The following is a 17,655-nucleotide window of genomic DNA, read 5'->3' on the forward strand; positions in this document are numbered from 1 at the left end:
GGGCGACGTGTCAGAACTGGTAGTAAGCGAAGCCACGAACGTTCCCTTCTCCGAGCAAGATCAGGATGGCAAGCAAGCCGAGGCCGCCCGCTACGCCAAGCCAGGGTCGCGGCCGCCGCATCACGCGTTCGACCATGTCCTGCGTTGCCGGCAGCAGGAAGGCCATTAGCGGGACGATCACGAGCGGCCACAAACGCTTCCCTTCCGAGAGGTTGGGCGCAACGGCGAGGCCGTGGAAGATGTTCAACGCCGCATCCAGCGTGCCGGCGCGGAAGAACACGCCGGTCAGCAGCACGAAGATCACCGTCAGCGCCCATCCGACGAGCGCGGGCAGCCGCGGCCCGTAGCGGCGCCACAGCGAGCAGACGACCAGCGCCAGGCCATGCAGCGTGCCCCACAGCACGAAGGTCCAGCTCGCGCCGTGCCAGAGGCCGCACAGCGCCATGGTCAGCACCATCACGGCGAAATATTGCAGCTGGTAGAAGCGCCGCGGCACCATGCGCTTGTTGGCGAGCGGAAAGAACAGATATTCGCGCAGGAACGTCATCAAGGTGATGTGCCAGCGCTGCCAGAAATCCTGGATGCTGGTGGAGCGGAACGGCGCATCGAAATTGTACGGCAGCTTGACGCCGAACAAGAGGCCGAGCCCGACCGCGATGTCGGAATAGCCGGCGAAGTCGTAGAGGATCTGGATGGCGAAGCCGAGCGCAAGCCATGCGTCGCCATTGCTCACCGGCCCCTCAAGTGCCCGCGCATAGATCGGATCGATCAGCCGCGCGATGCGGTCGCCGAGCAGGATCTTTTCGATGAGCCCGATCAGGATGAAGGCGATGCCGATGCAGAATTCGCGCTGCCAGCCCGGCGCATAGACCTTCTTGCCGAACTGCTCCATCACCTGCGACCAGCGCACCAGCGGCCCGGCCAGCGCCTGCGGGAAGAAGGAAATGTAGAGCGCGTAGCGGTTCAGTGAATAGGTCGGCGCCTTTCCCTTGCGCAGATCGACCAGATACATGATGTGGTGGAAGGTGAAGAAGGAGATGCCGAGCGGCAGCACGATGTCGAGCACCGGCATTGGCCGTCCCAGCGCGAGGCCGATATTGTAGGCGAGGAAGTTGGCGTATTTGAACCAGCCGAGGACGGCGAGATTGGCGACGATGGCCGCGGTGATGATCCACGACATCTTGGTCCTGGCATAGATCATCGCCGCGAACCAGTTGACCAGGATCGACAGGATCAGGAGCAGGACGAAGGGCGGATTGCCGTAGGCGTAGAAGACCAGCGACATCCCGACCAGCGTCCAGATCCGCCATTGCGGATGCGGATCGACGAATCGATAGATCAGGATTGCCGTCGGCAGGAAGCCCAGCAGGAAGGGGTAGTCGTTGAACAGCATCAGCCGGCGATCTCAGGCATGAACCGGGTTACTCACCTTATCCGCCGGAAGCCGACGACTATCCGTGCTCGAGCTCGGCCGCGTCGAGCGCCGGCTCGTGCAGCCGGCGCAGCGCGATCTTCTCCGCGCTCGGCACCTTGACATTCCAGGCCAGTCCCAGCGCGGCAAGCAATCGGATGAAGAGATAGCCCGGATCGAATTCGAACCATCGCAACCCGAACGCCGCCGAATAAGGGAAGGCATGGTGATTGTTGTGCCACCCCTCGCCCCACGCCAACCATGCCATTACGCCGAGATTGCGGCTGTTGTCACCCCTGGTGCGGTAGGGACGTGCGCCAAACGTGTGCATGATCGAGTTGATCGCCGACATCCCCTGTTCGACCGCGAACATGCGCACCACGCCGCCCCAGAGGAACCCGGCCACCGCGCCCCACAGGCTGCCGGCAACGAGCCCTCCAATGGCGGTCGGGATCAACAGCCCCAGCAGCACGCAGACGTAATAATAGCTATTGACCCGGACCAGCGCCGGCTGCGCCATCAGGTCCGGTACGTAGTGGGCAACGTTGGGATAATCGTGCTCGATCATCCAGGTCAAATGTGCGTGCAGGAAGCCGCGCAGGCGGCCGAGGAAGCTCTCGCCATGCAGATTGGGCGAATGCAGGTCGCCCTGGTGATCGCTGAGCTCGTGGTGGCGGCTATGCATCGCGGCCCAGGATACCATTGGCCCCCGCCCGGCCATCGAGCCCATGATGATCAGCATCGCGCTCACCGCCGTGCCGGTTGCGAAGGCGCGGTGCGTGAACAGCCGGTGATAGCCGACCGTGAGGCCGAGGCCCGTGACCAGCCAGATTGCAAAGAACAGGCTGATTTCGAGCGCCCCGATCGGGCGATAGAACAAGGCGGCAACCGCGATCAATGTCCCGATGAATGGCAATACATCGAACAGGATGAAATGCCGCCGCTGCAATCGATGAAAGTGCCGGCTCCGGATAATCCGATGGTCGCGCATGACTAATGGAACAATTGGGAAACGAGTTCCATCAGTATAGAGGCGACCCACGGCCCGCAACCGTTGCGGCCGATTGTCCCGCCAAACCGCGAAGGCGGGCGGCCAGTGTTGCAAAAATATCGAGCTCACTGCTCGCCGTCGCGCAATCGCCGGTAAACCGCGCCCAGGATGTTGGAATAGTCGTCGGTCCAGACACGCTGTTTTTCATCGGCCTCGGTCTCGGTCCACGAGTCGGACGAGGCGAGCTTGCCGATATCGTCCTCCTCGCGTGCGGAGATCACGACCGAGGTCGAGAAAATGTATTCGCTGTCGCGGCCGGAATCCTCGCTGTAGACCCAGCTCTTGAGGTCGTTAGCCTCGGCGATGCCGACCACGACGCTGGAAAGCTCGAGGTGGCGGTTGGAGACATGCATGACCACCGCGCCCTGAGGTGCCAGCTTTGCCTTGTAGATCGCCATCGCCTCCTCCGTCGCCAGATGGAACGGGATCGCGTCGGATGAATAGGCATCGACGATGATGAGGTCGTAGATGCCGTCAGGCTCGCGGGCGAAAGTGAGCCTGGCATCGCCGATCACCGGCTTGAGGTCGGGCGCGCAATTCTGGATGTAGGTGAAATATTTCGGGTCGCGCGCGGTATCGACCATGGTCTGGTCGATCTCGAAGAACTTCCATTGTTCGCCCGGTTCCGCGGCGCAAGTGAGCGTGCCCGAGCCGAGCCCGATCACGGCGACCCTGAGCGGAGCGCCCTTGCGCTCGCGCATCGCCGTGATCGCCTGCCCGATGCCGCCGTCCTTGTGATAGTACGTAATGGGTTCGGGCCGCCCGGTTGCCGGGGTGCCGTCGTCATTCTTGAATCGCTCGGCGCCGTGAATGGTGGTGCCGTGCATCAGCACGTGATACTGGCCGTTCGCCGTCACCACGATCTTGTGCACGCCGAAGAAGCTGCGCACGGTCTCGACCCGCCCTTCATCGGAGGGGTAGGCGCGCAACAGCAGCAGCGCGACGACGACGGTCGCGAAGATCTTCCAGCGGTTGGCATTGAGCGCGAGCGCCAGCAGCGCCGACAGCACGCCGACCCCGCCGATCACCCACGCCCGCCGTTCGTCGAACCAGTTGAACAGCGTCCCGGTCGAATAGGACGGCGCGATCAGCGCCACCGCGAGCACGGCAAGGAACGGCCAATACCACGCGCTCCAGCGCGGCAGCCGCTCGTCGCCGCGGGACGGCCGGCACAGCGCGGCGAGCGACAGCAGGATCGGATATTCGGCCACCCAGGAGAAGGTGAACGGCGCGATCAGGCCTGCGAACAGGCCGCCGACCATGCCGCCGAACGACAGCGCCACGTAGAAGCCGGTAAGATATTTTGCCGCCGGCCGGGTCCGCGCCAATTCGCCATGGCAGGCCATCGCGATGATGAAGAAGCAGAGCTGATGGCCGCCAAGCGTCAGCAGCAGGTTCTGCTCGCCACCAACCGCAAGCAGGACGACGACGCCCGCGATTGCGAGCGGCTGCAGCATCAGCATCCATTTGTGCGGAAACAGCGGGCGCGACTGGAACACCAGCACCCAGGTCAACAGGTAAAGTGACAGCGGCAAGACCCAGAGCAGCGGCGCTGCGGCAACGTCGGTCGAGATATGCGCGGTCACCGCGATCAGAAGGCCCGAGGGCACCGCGGCGAGGAAGATCCAGCGCAAGCGCAACAGCCACGAGGGCGCCGGCGCATCGGGATCATCGACCGGCAAATTCAATGCCGCCGCGCTCGCGGGCGAACGCAACAGCAGCACGCCGCAACCCGCAATCAGCAGGATCAACAGGCCATAGCCGCCGGTCCACATCAGGTTCTGCATGCGCAGCGTGAACATCGGCTCCAGCAGCACCGGATAGGACAGCAGCGCCAGAAAGCTGCCGATGTTCGAGGACGCGTAGAGGAAGTAAGGATCGGGACCGTTGGGATGGCCGGTGCGCACGAACCAGGCCTGCAGCAGCGGGTTGTTGGCGGCGAGCGCGAAGAACGGCAGGCCGATCGAGACCGCGAACAGGCCGAGCAACCAGAACGCGTAGCCGGAGTTCGGCGGGTCGCCCCAGCCGCTCGTGATCGCGAGCGGCAGCGTCAGCATGGCCGCGACCAAAAGCAACAGATGCACCGCGACCGGAGCTGCGCGGCTCTTCAGCTTCATGAGGTAATGCGCGTAGGCGTAGCCGGCGAGCAGCAGCGACTGGAAGAACACCATCGCCACCGACCACACCGCCGGTGAACCGCCGAGCCGCGGCAGCACCATCTTGGTGAACAGCGGCTGCACCGAGAACAACAGGAGCGCGCTGACGAAGATCGCAGTGGTGTAGACGATCAATACCAGCCGGTTTCGCGCGGCGGACGGCTTGGAAGTCATGAAAGCTCCGGCTTGGGCCCGGCGGACGCCGATGGCGAGATTTCCGGCGGATGCATTCCGGAGGTTGCTTGAGCATATGGCAGTATGGCGGGGAATGTAACCCGATAACGTTGACTTGACGACGTGGCGCTGTGGAACAACAACACGCGTCAATATTACGGTTTCATAACTGAGTACCTCGCAATGCGGGAGGTCGTCGTTGCGAACCACTACTCCCCCGTCATTGCGAGCGCGGCGAAGCAATCCATAGCGCCACAAGCGGAGACGTGGATTGCTTCGCTGGCGCTCGCAATGACGGGGGATGAGACCGGGTTCAAGTGTCAAACAGCAATTCCGTAGGATGGGTAGAGCGCAGCGAAACCCATCGCGATGGAGCAAGCCGCGCGATGATGGGTTTCGCTGCGCTCTACCCATCCTACGTCTGATTCAAACAGCGGATATGAGTCTGTGTTCTCGCGGCATGGATTGCCCGAGCTTTGCATCTCGTTTCACCCTCTCATTGAACAGAGGGCGCAGGGAAAGCCGGGTGCTGGTTGCACCCGTGGGTCCCGTGCAACAAAAAGCACGGGGGTAGGACCACAGGTTCAACCGAAGCATTCCGGCTTTCCCTGCGCGATGGTGTTACGGCTTACTTCGTGCTCTCCCCGGTGACCGGGCTCTTTTGCCACCGTCACTTCACAAGAAGCTTAGCGCCAGCGTCGGGGCGCCAGGACCACACGACTTCGCCGTCCGCGAGTGCCACGCTCGTCAGTCGCAGCACCCTCGTCCACCGCATCTCACCGCAACGTTCGTGACGATCGCGACCCGCCCCTCATCCGCCGTGAGACGCGCGGAGTTAAATCACTGATTTGCCCGACGGGTTAAGTGATTTATTTTTCGCGTGACGGATGGACAGACTTTTGGTGATTTGCCCGTCGGGTTGTTTTGTCGCATCCAGTCGGCAAGCTCCTCAAGAGAATGAAGCGGACATGAACGAAACGGATGTCGTCATCATCGGCGCGGGGCATAACGGCCTCACCTGCGCGGCCTATCTCGCGATGGCGGGCCTGCGCGTGAAAGTGGTGGAGCGCCGCAAGGTCGTTGGCGGAGCGGCGGTGACGGAGGAATTCCATCCCGGGTTTCGCAACTCGGTCGCGGCCTACACGGTCAGCCTGCTGAACCCCAAGGTGATTGCGGATCTCAGGCTCGCCGAGCACGGCCTGCGGATCGTCGAGCGCCGCGCGCAAAACTTTCTGCCCTCCCCTGAAGGAAGCCATCTCCTCACTGGCGAAGGCCGCACCACGGAATCCGTCGCCAGGCTGAGCGCGCATGATGCGCAGGAGATCGGCATCTTCTCGCGCCAATTGGAGGCGATCGCCGACGTGCTGCGCCAATTCGTGCTGCGCTCACCGCCGAACATCGTCGAGGGATTTGGCGCGCAGGCGCTCCGCGAGGCCTTCAACGCGCTCGGCTCCGCCAACCTCTTGCGCAAGCTCTCGCTGGAACAGCAGCGCGACCTGCTCGACCTCTTCACCCGCTCTGCCGGCGAGATGCTGGACGAGCGGTTCGAGAACGACCTGGTGAAGGCGCTGTTCGGCTTCGACGCCGTCGTCGGCAACTATGCGAGCCCCTATGCGGCGGGCTCGGCTTACGTGATGCTGCACCACGCCTTCGGCGAGGTGAACGGCAAGAAGGGAGTCTGGGGGCACGCGGTCGGCGGCATGGGTGCGATCACGCAGGCGATGGCGGCCGCAGCGCGCGCGCATGGTGTCGAGATCGACGTGGATAGCGGCGTGCGCGAGGTGATGGTCGAGAACGGCCGCGCCGCCGGTGTCGTGCTCGATAACGGCAGCACCATCCGCGCCAGATATGTCGCCGCCAACGTCAATCCGAAACTGCTGTACACGCGGCTGATGCCGGCGGGCGCGCTGGCGCCGGAATTTTTGCAGCGCATGTCGCGCTGGCGCAACGGCTCCGGGACCTTTCGCATGAATGTCGCGTTGAACGCCCTGCCCTCCTTCACGGCGCTGCCAGGCATGGGCGACCATCTCACCGCCGGCATCATCATGGCGCCGAGCCTTGGCTACATGGACCGCGCCTGGCTCGATGCGCGCAGCTTTGGCTGGAGCCGCGAGCCCATCGTCGAAATGCTGATCCCCTCGACGCTGGACGACTCGCTGGCGCCGGCGGGACAGCATGTCGCGAGCTTGTTCTGCCAGCACGTCGCGCCGGAACTGCCTGATGGCAAATCCTGGGACGACCATCGCGACGAGGTCGCCGACCTCATGATCGCGACGGTCGACAGATACGCGCCCGGCTTCGCCTCAAGCGTGCTCGGGCGGCAGGTCCTCTCCCCGCTCGACCTGGAGCGACAGTTCGGGCTGTTGGGCGGCGATATCTTCCACGGCGCGCTGACACTGAACCAGCTCTTCTCCGCCCGTCCGATGCTCGGCCATGCCGACTACCGCGGCCCGATGAAGGGGCTCTATCACTGCGGCTCCGGTGCCCATCCCGGCGGCGGCGTCACCGGCGCACCCGGCCACAACGCCGCGCAGGCGATCCTGAACGATCACCGCTCCCTGTTCGCAAAGCGTTGAAAAGGCTGTAGACAGCCTGTGGATATCGGGTGGAAGCGGATGTGCATCCCTGCCGGTCAGGCAGCCGCTGGCCGTGAAATGTCGCGATCGTCGGCGAACAGCGTTTCGAGAAGTTTTACAAGCTCGTCTCGCCCCTCACTGGGCTGCTTCAGGAATTCGGCGAGTTCGATCTCGCCGGTCTCAATGGCCCAGCCAGCGCCACGGAAGTCACCGCGCTTCTTTTCGTGCTCGACGAACAGCCGGCTGGTTTCGGTGTCGAATGCCAGGCGCCAAAGGTCCTCGTCGACACCTTCCGAGCGCTGATAGAGCGGCCGTCTTAACAGGGACATAGGGCCCTCCTTGTCTTGTGGCAGCCTATCACGACGTCGCTTGCCGGGCCTGCCTCCGGAGGAAAGGAACCTGGACGCGCTTCCCGATCGGGATTGTGGGTAAGCCTAGCCCCGTCGGGTGGAGAACCCTGTTGAAAACCCCGGCATTCTCGGCTGGCAACTTCTCCATCGCGGCCATGCGACGCGCCAGAAGGCAAGCGCATCGCAAACCGCGATGAACGAGCTGTGGTTTACCGCCGCCGGCGGCCGGGGCGATTGATGAGGAAATCGTCCAGCTTGGAACCGGCACCAAGTCGCTTTGCGAGCCATCGAGGCTGTTTGCCGCGACCCGACCACGTCTCTCCAGGGTTTTTCGGGTTCCGATATTTGGGGACAACTTTTGGATAGGGACGGCGGCTACGATCCGGCTTCGCAGTTTCGTCGGACGACCGAAGCTTGCGCAGCCGATCCTCGAGCGTGGCCTTCTCGGTGATCATGCGTTGCGTCAGTTCGGCCGCCACTTTTTCATGGAGCCTCCACAGTGCGTCTGTGGACATGGATCGGAAGCCGTTACTTTTCATCGAGTCGCGCCCAGGAATAAAAACAAGAGCGCACTTACCAATGACGCCGGGTGCAAACAAGCGGGTCCTGATACCGCTTGGCGGATCCCTTACCAAGAGAAGTTCCGTTTCCGGTCTTCAAGACACCGGACTCGGGCATTCAAGCAGCTGTGACGAAGTCCTTTCTTCATGCTTCGAGGCCGCCTGGAACATGCTGGCCGTCGCCGGGAAAGCGCCCTTGTTTCCGCCTCCCGCACCTGTCTCCGAAGATTGAGAAGTTCGGCAATGCGTTGGGCCATCAGCTTTAGGGTCTTGCGGAGAATCTCGGCCCGCGTCCTTTTGCAACCACTCATGACCGCTCCCGGACAAAACTACTATAAATTTAATTAAAACAACAGGTTACCATCATGCATTGTTCTCGTGAACTTTCAATTATGGGAAAACTACGGAGTTTTGGCGCGAAGGCTCACCGTGCAGCGAGTTGGCTGAAGTTTCGGCTACTGCTGACTCGATGGAATCCAACGTGATAATCGATCGCAGCTGACGCTAAAGTTCCAGATGAAGTCGAAACGGTTAACCTAAATGCTTCCGAAACCTACCCATCGTGCCAGCCTCGCGCTTCCCGACGAGCAGACCGCCAGGCGGCTGGTCGACGCGCTCACTGAAATATTCTTCGAGGGCGAGACGGCGATTGCCGCATTCGAGCGGCCGGACGGACGCTGGGAGGTGACCGCGCATTTTGCCGATGCTCCCGACCAGGCGCTGATGCGCGAGCTCGTCACCAATGCGGCCGGCGAGGACCTTGCAAGGACCATCGTCTTCGACACCGTCGAGGCCAAGGACTGGGTCAAGGCCAGCCTCGAGGACCTCGTCCCCGTCCCGGCCGGGCGCTTCGTCGTGCACGGCCAGCACGACCGGACTCGCGTGCCACCGAACAAGCTCGGCATCGAGATCGAGGCCGCGCTGGCCTTCGGCACCGGCCACCACGGCACCACGCGCGGCTGCCTGCTTCTGCTCGATCACGTGCTGAAAGCGCATCATCCGCGCCGCGTGCTCGATCTCGGCACCGGCACCGGTGTGCTGGCGATCGCCGCAGCGAAGGCACTGCATGGCGCAGTGCTGGCGAGCGACATCGATCCGCCATCGGTCAACGTCGCACGCGAGAACGCCGCGCTGAACGACACAGGCCACCTCGTGACGACAATCCACGCCACCGGCTTCTCGGCGCCGCAGTTCGCCGAGCGCGGCCCGTTCGACCTGGTGCTCGCAAACATCCTCGCCAATCCGCTGCGGCAATTGGCAGGCCCGATGGCGCGGCATCTCGCACCTTCAGCGCACGTGATCCTGTCGGGGCTTTTGACGCATCAGGCGCCAAGCGTGATCGCCGCCTATCGGGCCCGCGGGCTGGTGCCGTTACGGCATCTGAGAATCGAGGGCTGGAGCAGCCTGTTGCTGCGCTCCACGCGTTAGGGCATGTCCGCTCAAGTTGAAAATCGGCTGCGGGTTGGCTTCACCTCCCCCGCTTGCGGGGGAGGTCGGATCGCATCGCGAGATGCGATCCGGGTGAGGGCTCTCTCCACACAAAGAATCTCGCCCGCGGAGACACCCCCACCCCGACCCTCCCCCGCAAACGGGAGAGGGAGCGCAGCTTCGCTGCGGCGGCATTTCATTCTGATTGGATGACGCGTTAGAGACCTGGCCGGTCACTCGTCCTGCTGGCGGACGGCGGTTTCGCTCTTCTCCGCCTTCAGCCGGCGCCAGACGCGCCGTTCGACCAAGCGGTCCAGGATCTGGACGATGACGCCACGCTGCTTCTGTTCGATGGGAGCAATCGGGCCGCGGCGGACCGGCGGCGAAATCTTCTCAAAGCTGAAAGCAGGCATTGTGTATCGCCTCGCCGTTGAGTTGAAACACTCCTGGAAGCCTCCCGACATCATTGTCGAACGGCCTGCCTTGAAAACCGTTCCGTCTTTTCTAAACCTGCAATGACGGTATTGAAGCACAAGTTATGCCAAATTGTGGCGATTCCGCTTACATTGCAGACCCGTCCACGCAGCCATAAAGTGACCGGCATGTTCGAGGCCCATTTCCAGACGTTCGAAGAACCCGAAGGCGGCGTTGCGCTGACGGCGCGGCTGGCCGCATTCCGCGCGGAATTGGCGCGGCGGAAGCTGACCGGCTTCGTGATCCCCCGCGCAGACCAACAGCAGAATGAATATGTTGAGCCTTCCGAGGAACGGCTTGCGTGGCTGACCGGCTTCACCGGATCGGCGGGACTTGCAATCGTGCTGATGCAGGAAGCCGCGCTGTTCGTCGATGGGCGCTACACGCTGCAGGCGGGGAAGCAGGTCGACCCGAAGGCCTGGCAAATCCAGCCGCTGGTCGATCCGCCGCCGGAACATTGGCTGACAAAACATCTTGCCGCCAGCGACCGCCTAGGATTTGACCCGTGGCTGCACACTTCTGCGGCAGCCGAGCGTCTGGCAGCGGCTTGCGCCAAAGCCGGCGCCGAGCTGGTCGCGGTCGACAGCAACCCCGTCGATGCAATCTGGACCGAGCGCCCGCGCCCGCCGCTCGGGCCGGTCACCATCCATGGCCTGCCATTCGCCGGCGAGGCGGAGGCCGCAAAGCTGGAGCGGATCAGGGACGAGATCGACAAGCTTGGCGTCGACGCGCTGGTGCTCTCGGACAGCCACGCGGTGGCCTGGACGTTCAACATCCGCGGCGCCGACGTCTCGCATACGCCGCTGCCGCTCTCCTATGCACTGGTGCCGAGAGAGGGCCGGCCGACGGTGTTCATCGATCACCGCAAGCTTTCGAACCTCACGCGCGACCATCTCGAGCAATCCGCCGATGTCGTAGAGCCGGACCGGCTGACTTTGAAGCTGACCGAGCTCGCGCAGCGCGGCGCCGCGATCGCGCTCGACACTGCGACCGCGGCCGACGCGCTGAACCGCCTGATCACCGCTGCCGGCGGCAGGCCGGTGCGCGGCAACGATCCGGTGAGCCTGCTGAAGGCCGTGAAGAACGCCGCGGAGATCCAGGGCACGCGAACCGCGCATCAGCGCGACGCGGTGGCGCTGGCACGCTTCCTCGCCTGGATCGACCGCGAAGCGCCCGCCGGCGGGCTCACAGAGATCGACACCGTCGAGGCGCTGGAGACGTTCCGTCGCGAGACCGGCGCGCTGAAGGATGTCTCGTTCCCGACCATCGCCGGCACCGGACCGAACGGCGCCATCGTGCACTACCGCGTCACCCGCAAGAGCAACCGCCGGATCGCAGCGGGCGATCTGCTCTTGATCGATTCCGGCGCACAATACGAGGACGGCACCACCGACGTGACCCGAACCATCGCGATCGGTCAGCCGACGGCGGAGATGCGCGACCGCTTCACCCGGGTGCTGCGCGGCCATATCGCGATTGCGCGCGCGGTGTTCCCCGACGGCACTACTGGCGCACAGCTCGACACGCTGGCGCGGCAGTATCTCTGGCAGGCCGGCATCGATTTCGAGCACGGCACCGGCCATGGCGTCGGCAGCTATCTTTCCGTGCATGAGGGGCCGGCGCGAATCTCAAAGCTCGGCACCACGCCGCTGAAGCGCGGCATGATCCTCTCCAACGAGCCCGGCTACTACAAGACCGACGCCTACGGCATCCGGATCGAGAACCTCGAGCTGGTGATCGGCATCGACATCGCGGGCGCGGAAAAGCCGATGAACGCATTCGAGACGCTGACGCTGGCGCCGATCGACCGCCGGCTGGTCGACGTGGCGATGCTGAGCGAGGCCGAGCTGAAGTGGCTCAACGACTATCATGCGCGCGTCAAGGCAGAGGTGCGCCCGCGTCTCGACGATGACGCCACGAAGCTGTGGCTGGACGAGGCGACGGCGGCGTTGAAGTAAGCAAGCGCCGCCCCATCCACCGTCATTCCCGCGAAGGCGGGGAATCCAGTACGCCACGGCTTAGCCGCATATAACTCCGCCCTCTGGAATACTGGATCATCCGCCTTCGCGGATGATGACGGCGGAGAAGGTGGAAACGCTGCAAAATCACCGCCTCGCAGAATCGGCATAGCCGCATGCCGAAACATCCGTATTCGTATCTGCGCATCTCGCTACATTCGCCCCCACGAAAGGATGCGAAGCTGAATGCATGGCGTGATGGGCAAGCCGCCCGACGCGGCGACGGACAAGAGCATCGCGACGTCGAAGCTCATGCTGCTGTTGCTCGTCGCGATGACCGGCGTGGCGCCGATCTCGCTCTATATGCTGGTGCCGGCGCTGCCGGTGCTGGCGACGACGTTCGGCCGCGACATTTCGATCGCGCAGATGACGGTGTCGCTGTTCATGGTCGGCATCGCCTGCTCGCAGCTCATCATGGGGCCGCTATCGGACAAGTTCGGGCGGCGGCCGGTGCTGCTGGCCGGCCTCGGCCTGATGGTGGTGGCTGGTATCGGCAGCATCTTCGCGGAAACGCTGCCGCAACTGATCGCGGCGCGCTTCTTCCAGGCGCTCGGCGGCGCCAGCGGCATGGTGGTGAGCCGCGCCATCATCCGCGATCTCTACAGCCGCGACCGCGTCGGCGCCATGATCAGCCTGGTGATCGCGGTGATGATGATCGCGCAGATGCTGAGCCCGCTCACCGGCGGTCTGCTCGAGACCGCATTCGGCTGGCGCGCGATCTTCTATGCCATCACCGCGGGCTCGCTCGCGGTGGCCGTCGGCATCGCGCTGGCGCTGCCGGAGACGCGCCGCGTCCGCAGCGAGGGCAGTAACTTCCGCCGCGATCTCGGCAGCCTGATCAGGAGCCGCGCCTTCATCGGCTATGTGCTGTGCCAGGTGCTGGCCTCGCAGATCATCTTCACCTTCGCCGGCGGCGGCCCCTATATCGTGGTGACCCAGATGGGACGCACCAGCGCCGAATATGGCGCGTGGTTCGCGACCACGGGCTTTGCCTATCTGGTCGGCAATCTGCTCTGCGTGCGCTTCGCGCCGCGCCACTCGCTGGAACAACTGATCTGGTTCGGGCTCGCGCTGCAACTCGGCGGCAGCCTCCTGAACCTCGTCTTCAGCTTCACCGGGGTCAACCAGGCCCCGCTCTGGCTGTTCGGCACCCAGATGATCGTGATGGCCGGCAATGCCTTCGTGATGGCGAACTCGGCCGCCGGCGCGATCAGCGTCCGCCCCGAAGCCGCCGGCACCGCCTCCGGCGCGATGGGCTTTCTGCAGCAGGGCATCGGCTCGCTGGTGTCGCAGTTCGGCGCCTATCTCGGCGGCCACTCCACCACCACACTGCCGCTCACGAGCGCGATCCTCATCATCTCGATCGCCTGCGCATCGAGCATGATTTTTCTCGTGCCGAAGCGGAAGGTGGTGGTGAGCGAGGAACTGATCGAGGAGGCGGAGGAGGATGAAGCGGGCATGATGTGAGGTGCGCGGCGCCACTCACTCTCTGTCGTCATACCCCGCGCAGGTGGGGTATCCAGTACGCAGCGGCCTATCCGTATCCCACCATCGTCTCTGGAATACTGGGTCACCCGCCTTCGCGGGTGACGACAGCGTGCGTGAGGCCGCTCACTCCCCGATCAGCTTCAGCCACTCGTCCTCGGTCAGCACTTCCACGCCGTGCTTCTTGGCTTCCGCCAGCTTCGATCCCGCGCCGGGACCTGCGACCACATAATCCGTCTTCTTCGACACTGAACTCGCCGCCTTCGCGCCCAATCGCTCGGCGGTGGCCTTGGCCTCGTCGCGTGTCATCTTCTCCAGCGAACCGGTGAAGACGACGGTCTTGCCGGCGATCGCCGAATTGCTCTTCGGCTTTTCGGTATCGATGATCTCGTCGAGCTCCTTGACCAGCCGCTCGACGATGCCGCGGTTGTGGCTTTCGCCGAAATAGGCGGCGACGCTCTTGATCACGGTGTCGCCGATCTGGTCGAGCGCGTCCATCTCCGCGATCGCTTCCTCGTCGCCCTTTGCAACGCGCAGGCAGGCATCGTGGAACGCCTCCCATGAGCCGTAGCCGCGCGCCAGCGCCAGCGCCGTGGTCTCGCCGACATGGCGCATGCCAAGCGCGTAGATGAAGCGCTCGAGCGCGATCCGGCGGCGGCTCTCGATCGCGGCGAACAGGTTGCGCACCGAGGTCTCGCCATAGCCCTCGATCTCTTCGAGCTTGAGCTTCTGGTTGCGCTTGGGCAGCGTGAAGATATCGGCGGGCTCGCGCACCCATTCCTTCTCGAAGAAGAATTCGAGCTGCTTCTCGCCGAGCCCGTCGATGTCGAAGGCGCGGCGTGAGACGAACAGCTTCAGGTGCTCGATCTTCTGGAACGGACAGGCGAACTCGCCGGTGCAGCGGGCGCGCGCGCCTTCCTCGCCGGTCGCGGTCTCCTCGCGCACCACATCGGTATGCAGCGGGCACGGGCACTTCTTCGGGAAATGAAACTCCTTGGCGTTCTTCGGCCGCTTGTCGATGACGACGTCGACCACCTGCGGAATCACGTCGCCGGCGCGCTGGACCACGACGGTGTCGCCGATCCTTATGTCGCGCCCCTCTCGCAATTGCTCGCCGTGACCGCCAATGCCCTTGATGTAATCCTCGTTGTGCAGCGTGACGTTCTGCACGATGACGCCGCCGACGCCGACCGGCTCGAGCTTGCCGACCGGCGTGAACGAGCCGGTGCGCCCGACCTGGATCTCGATGTCGCGCAGCACCGTCATCGCCCGCTCGGCCGGGAATTTATGCGCGATCGCCCAGCGCGGCGTGCGCGATACGAAGCCGAGCCGCTCCTGCCAGTCGATCCGGTCGACCTTGTAGACGACACCGTCGATGTCGTAGTCGAGCGCGGCGCGCTGCTCCTCGATCTTGCGATGGAACGCGAGCAGCTCATCGACCGATTGGCAGATCTTCGTCAGCGGATTGGTCTTGAAGCCGCAGCGTTCGAACCAGTGGATCATGCCGCTCTGCGTGCCCTCCGGCATCGCGCTCATCTGGCCCCAGGCATAGGCGAAGAATCCGAGCGGCCGCGAGGCCGTGATGCCGGGATCCTTCTGGCGCAGCGAGCCCGCGGCCGAATTGCGCGGATTGGCGAAGACGGTGTCACCGGCGGCCTTCTGGCGCTCGTTGAGCGCAAGGAAGGCCTTCTTGGTCATGTAGACTTCGCCACGCACCTCGCAGATGTCAGGCACGTTGCGGCCCTTCAGCTTCTGCGGGACGTCTTCGAGCGTCCGGATGTTGGCGGTGACGTCTTCGCCCTCGGCGCCGTCGCCGCGGGTCGCGGCGGTGACGAGCTCGCCGCCCTCATAGCGCAGCGACATCGAGAGGCCATCGATCTTGGGCTCGGCGGAGAAATCGATCTTGTCGTCACCGAGCCGCAGGAAGCGGACGATACGGTCGACGAAGTCGCGCACGTCGGCTTCGGCAAAGGCGTTGTCGAGCGACAGCATCGGCAGCGAATGCCGCACTTTCCTGAATCGTCCCGACGGCGCTGCGCCGACCTTCTGCGAGGGTGACTCCGCGGTGACGAAGTCGGGAAAGCGCTTCTCGATCGCATTGAAGCGCTGACGCAGCGCATCGTATTCGGCGTCGGAGACGGTGGGCGCGTCTTCCTGGTAGTAGCGCCGGTCGTGCGCCTCGAGTTCGAGCGCGAGCCGCGTATGCTCGACCTTGGCCTGCGCCTTGGTGAGCTTGTCGACGTCGGGAAGCGCTCGCGCTTTTGCTGCCTTGGCCATGGCGCAAGATCAGGCGGTTGCGGCGCGCAGCAGCCGTTCCGCCGCCGCGCGCGCTTCGGCGGTGATCTCGGCGCCGGCGAGCATGCGGGCGATTTCCTCGCGGCGGTGGTCGGCGGCGAGCGCGTTGACGCGGGTGGCGACGCGCTTGCCTCTGTCGAGCGCGTCCTTGGAAATGAGCAAATGCTGGCTGGCGCGGGCTGCGACCTGCGGCGCATGCGTCACCGCCATCACCTGCACCTTGTCGGCAAGCCGCGACAGCCGCGCGCCGATCGCATCTGCCACGGCGCCGCCAACGCCGGTATCGATCTCGTCGAACACCAGCGTCGGCGCCGAGCCGCGGTCGGACAGCACGACCTTCAGCGCCAGCAGGAAGCGCGACAGCTCGCCGCCGGAAGCGACCTTCATCAACGGCCCCGGCTTGGTGCCCGGATTGGTCTGCACCCAGAACTCGACGCGGTCGATGCCTTCCGGCCCCGGCGAGGCGACATCGGTCTCGACCTGCGTCATGAATTTCGCGCGTTCGAGCTTCAGCGGCGCCAGTTCGGCGTTGACGGCCTTGTTGAGCTTTTCGGCGGATTTGGTCCGCGCCGCCGACAGCCTCGCCGCCGCCGCAGCGTAGCGCTTGTCGGCCTCTTCCGCCGCGGCTTCGAGCTTCTTCAATTGATCGGCGCCGGCATCGATCAGCGCGACGTCGGCGGCATATTTGCTGGCGAGCGCGGCCAGTCCATCGACCGGCGTCGCATATTTGCGCGAGGCCGCGCGCAGCGCGAACAGCCGCTCTTCGATCCGCTCGAGCTCGGCCGGATCGAAATCGGCCGCCGCGAGCGCCGCATTGAGATGCTGGTCAGCCTCCTCCAGCGCGTTGATCGCGGCATCGATCGCCTTCACCGCGGGCTCGACCAGTGACGGCGAGCTGGCGGCGCGGCGCTCCAGGCGGCGCACGGCGGCCGACAGCGCGGCCACCGGCGAATGAGGGCCCGAGATCGCCTCCTGCGCCTCGCGCAGATCGGTGGCGATCTTCTCGCCCTGCATCATGGTGGTGCGGCGCTGGGCGAACTCGGTCTCCTCGCCGTCCTTTGGCGCCAGCGTCTTCAATTCCTGCGAGGCGTGGCGCAGATAGTCGGCCTCGCGCGCGGCGCGTTCCATGCCGGCGCGATGCTGCTCCAGCGCGGCGTTGGCGCTGCGCCGTGCCTCCCACAGCGATTCGAGCGCCGCCACGTCCTTCTCGAGCCCGGCAAAGGCATCAAGCAGGCGCCGGTGGGTCGAGGCATCGACCAGGGCGCGCTCGTCATGCTGGCCGTGGATCTCGACCAGCGCGGCGCCCACCGCCTTCAGGGTCTGCACGCTGATCGCCTGGTCGTTGATGAAGGCGCGGGTGCGGCCATCGGCAAGCTGCACACGGCGCAGGATCATCTCACCGTTGTCGTCGAGCCCGTTATCGGCCAGCAGCTTGGCGGCGGGATGGTTCTTCGGCACATCGAAGGTGGCCGTCACCTGCCCCTGCTCGGCGCCGTGCCGCACCAGGCCGGCATCGCCGCGGCCGCCAAGGGCGAGCGCGAACGCATCGAGCAGGATCGACTTGCCCGCGCCGGTTTCGCCGGTCAGCACCGCAAGGCCATGGGAGAATTCGATATCGAGCCGTTCGATCAGGACGATGTCACGGATCGACAGACGCGCCAGCATGTGAGGACTATT

At 64.5% G+C, this 17,655-nt stretch carries 12 protein-coding genes; 4 read left to right on the forward strand and 8 right to left on the reverse strand.

Features of this window, described 5'->3' with window-relative positions; translation table 11 throughout:
• Positions 1–10 precede the first annotated feature (10 nt).
• From K288_RS0102600 to K288_RS0102610, 3 genes are all read right to left on the reverse strand, one after another.
• Entirely contained in the window at positions 11–1,393 is a 1,383-nt protein-coding gene (locus tag K288_RS0102600; RefSeq protein WP_027578178.1) for an MBOAT family O-acyltransferase, read from the reverse strand.
• A gap of 58 nt (positions 1,394–1,451) precedes the next feature.
• Complete coding sequence (locus K288_RS0102605) at positions 1,452–2,360, reverse strand: fatty acid desaturase (RefSeq protein WP_027578179.1); 909 nt, start codon at positions 2,358–2,360, stop codon at positions 1,452–1,454.
• Between the two features lie 167 nt (positions 2,361–2,527).
• Entirely contained in the window at positions 2,528–4,792 is a 2,265-nt protein-coding gene (locus K288_RS0102610) for a fused MFS/spermidine synthase (RefSeq protein WP_027578180.1), read from the reverse strand.
• Between the two features lie 968 nt (positions 4,793–5,760).
• Here K288_RS0102610 and K288_RS0102620 point away from each other — a divergent pair.
• Positions 5,761–7,368 carry an NAD(P)/FAD-dependent oxidoreductase gene (locus tag K288_RS0102620; RefSeq protein WP_027578182.1) on the forward strand — a complete coding sequence of 536 codons (1,608 nt, stop codon included), beginning with the start codon at positions 5,761–5,763 and terminating at the stop codon, positions 7,366–7,368.
• A 56-nt stretch (positions 7,369–7,424) separates the two neighbouring features.
• Here K288_RS0102620 and K288_RS0102625 read toward each other — a convergent pair whose 3' ends face one another.
• A complete protein-coding gene (locus K288_RS0102625) occupies positions 7,425–7,697 on the reverse strand; it encodes a hypothetical protein (protein WP_027578183.1) in 273 nt (90 codons plus the stop codon).
• Between the two features lie 230 nt (positions 7,698–7,927).
• Positions 7,928–8,257 carry an H-NS histone family protein gene (locus tag K288_RS0102635; RefSeq protein ID WP_027578184.1) on the reverse strand — a complete coding sequence of 110 codons (330 nt, stop codon included), beginning with the start codon at positions 8,255–8,257 and terminating at the stop codon, positions 7,928–7,930.
• 561 nt (positions 8,258–8,818) lie between these two features.
• Between K288_RS0102635 and K288_RS0102640 the strand changes: the two genes are divergently transcribed.
• A complete protein-coding gene (locus K288_RS0102640; RefSeq protein WP_027578185.1) occupies positions 8,819–9,706 on the forward strand; it encodes a 50S ribosomal protein L11 methyltransferase in 888 nt (295 codons plus the stop codon).
• Positions 9,707–9,939: 233 nt separating this feature from the next.
• Here the strand turns inward: K288_RS0102640 and K288_RS0102645 are convergent, their stop codons facing one another.
• The gene (locus K288_RS0102645) at positions 9,940–10,119 is read right to left on the reverse strand and encodes a hypothetical protein (protein WP_027578186.1); all 180 of its coding nucleotides are present in this window, start codon (positions 10,117–10,119) and stop codon (positions 9,940–9,942) included.
• A gap of 189 nt (positions 10,120–10,308) precedes the next feature.
• Between K288_RS0102645 and K288_RS0102650 the strand changes: the two genes are divergently transcribed.
• Together K288_RS0102650 and K288_RS0102655 are read left to right on the forward strand one after the other, a co-directional pair.
• Complete coding sequence (locus tag K288_RS0102650) at positions 10,309–12,138, forward strand: aminopeptidase P family protein (protein ID WP_027578187.1); 1,830 nt, start codon at positions 10,309–10,311, stop codon at positions 12,136–12,138.
• 246 nt (positions 12,139–12,384) lie between these two features.
• Positions 12,385–13,665, forward strand: coding sequence for a multidrug effflux MFS transporter (locus K288_RS0102655; RefSeq protein ID WP_027578188.1), 1,281 nt, complete (start codon positions 12,385–12,387; stop codon positions 13,663–13,665).
• A 144-nt stretch (positions 13,666–13,809) separates the two neighbouring features.
• Here the strand turns inward: K288_RS0102655 and ligA are convergent, their stop codons facing one another.
• Together ligA and recN are read right to left on the reverse strand one after the other, a co-directional pair.
• On the reverse strand, positions 13,810–15,960 hold the full coding sequence (ligA, locus tag K288_RS0102660; protein WP_027578189.1) for an NAD-dependent DNA ligase LigA: 2,151 nt from the start codon (positions 15,958–15,960) through the stop codon (positions 13,810–13,812).
• A 9-nt stretch (positions 15,961–15,969) separates the two neighbouring features.
• Complete coding sequence (gene recN / locus K288_RS0102665; protein WP_027578190.1) at positions 15,970–17,643, reverse strand: DNA repair protein RecN; 1,674 nt, start codon at positions 17,641–17,643, stop codon at positions 15,970–15,972.
• Between the last annotated feature and the right edge of the window lie 12 nt (positions 17,644–17,655).

It is taken from the genome of Bradyrhizobium sp. Ai1a-2, from assembly GCF_000426245.1.
Classification (GTDB): domain Bacteria; phylum Pseudomonadota; class Alphaproteobacteria; order Rhizobiales; family Xanthobacteraceae; genus Bradyrhizobium.

Coding starts and splice junctions, on each gene's coding strand:
- K288_RS0102600 (WP_027578178.1), bottom strand. CDS start 1,393: ATGCTGTTCAACGACTACCCCTTCCTGCTGGGCTTCCTGCCGACGGCA.
- K288_RS0102610 (WP_027578180.1), bottom strand. CDS start 4,792: ATGACTTCCAAGCCGTCCGCCGCGCGAAACCGGCTGGTATTGATCGTC.
- K288_RS0102620 (WP_027578182.1), top strand. CDS start 5,761: ATGAACGAAACGGATGTCGTCATCATCGGCGCGGGGCATAACGGCCTC.
- K288_RS0102625 (WP_027578183.1), bottom strand. CDS start 7,697: ATGTCCCTGTTAAGACGGCCGCTCTATCAGCGCTCGGAAGGTGTCGAC.
- K288_RS0102635 (WP_027578184.1), bottom strand. CDS start 8,257: ATGAAAAGTAACGGCTTCCGATCCATGTCCACAGACGCACTGTGGAGG.
- K288_RS0102640 (WP_027578185.1), top strand. CDS start 8,819: ATGCTTCCGAAACCTACCCATCGTGCCAGCCTCGCGCTTCCCGACGAG.
- K288_RS0102645 (WP_027578186.1), bottom strand. CDS start 10,119: ATGCCTGCTTTCAGCTTTGAGAAGATTTCGCCGCCGGTCCGCCGCGGC.
- K288_RS0102650 (WP_027578187.1), top strand. CDS start 10,309: ATGTTCGAGGCCCATTTCCAGACGTTCGAAGAACCCGAAGGCGGCGTT.
- K288_RS0102655 (WP_027578188.1), top strand. CDS start 12,385: ATGCATGGCGTGATGGGCAAGCCGCCCGACGCGGCGACGGACAAGAGC.
- ligA (WP_027578189.1), bottom strand. CDS start 15,960: ATGGCCAAGGCAGCAAAAGCGCGAGCGCTTCCCGACGTCGACAAGCTC.
- recN (WP_027578190.1), bottom strand. CDS start 17,643: ATGCTGGCGCGTCTGTCGATCCGTGACATCGTCCTGATCGAACGGCTC.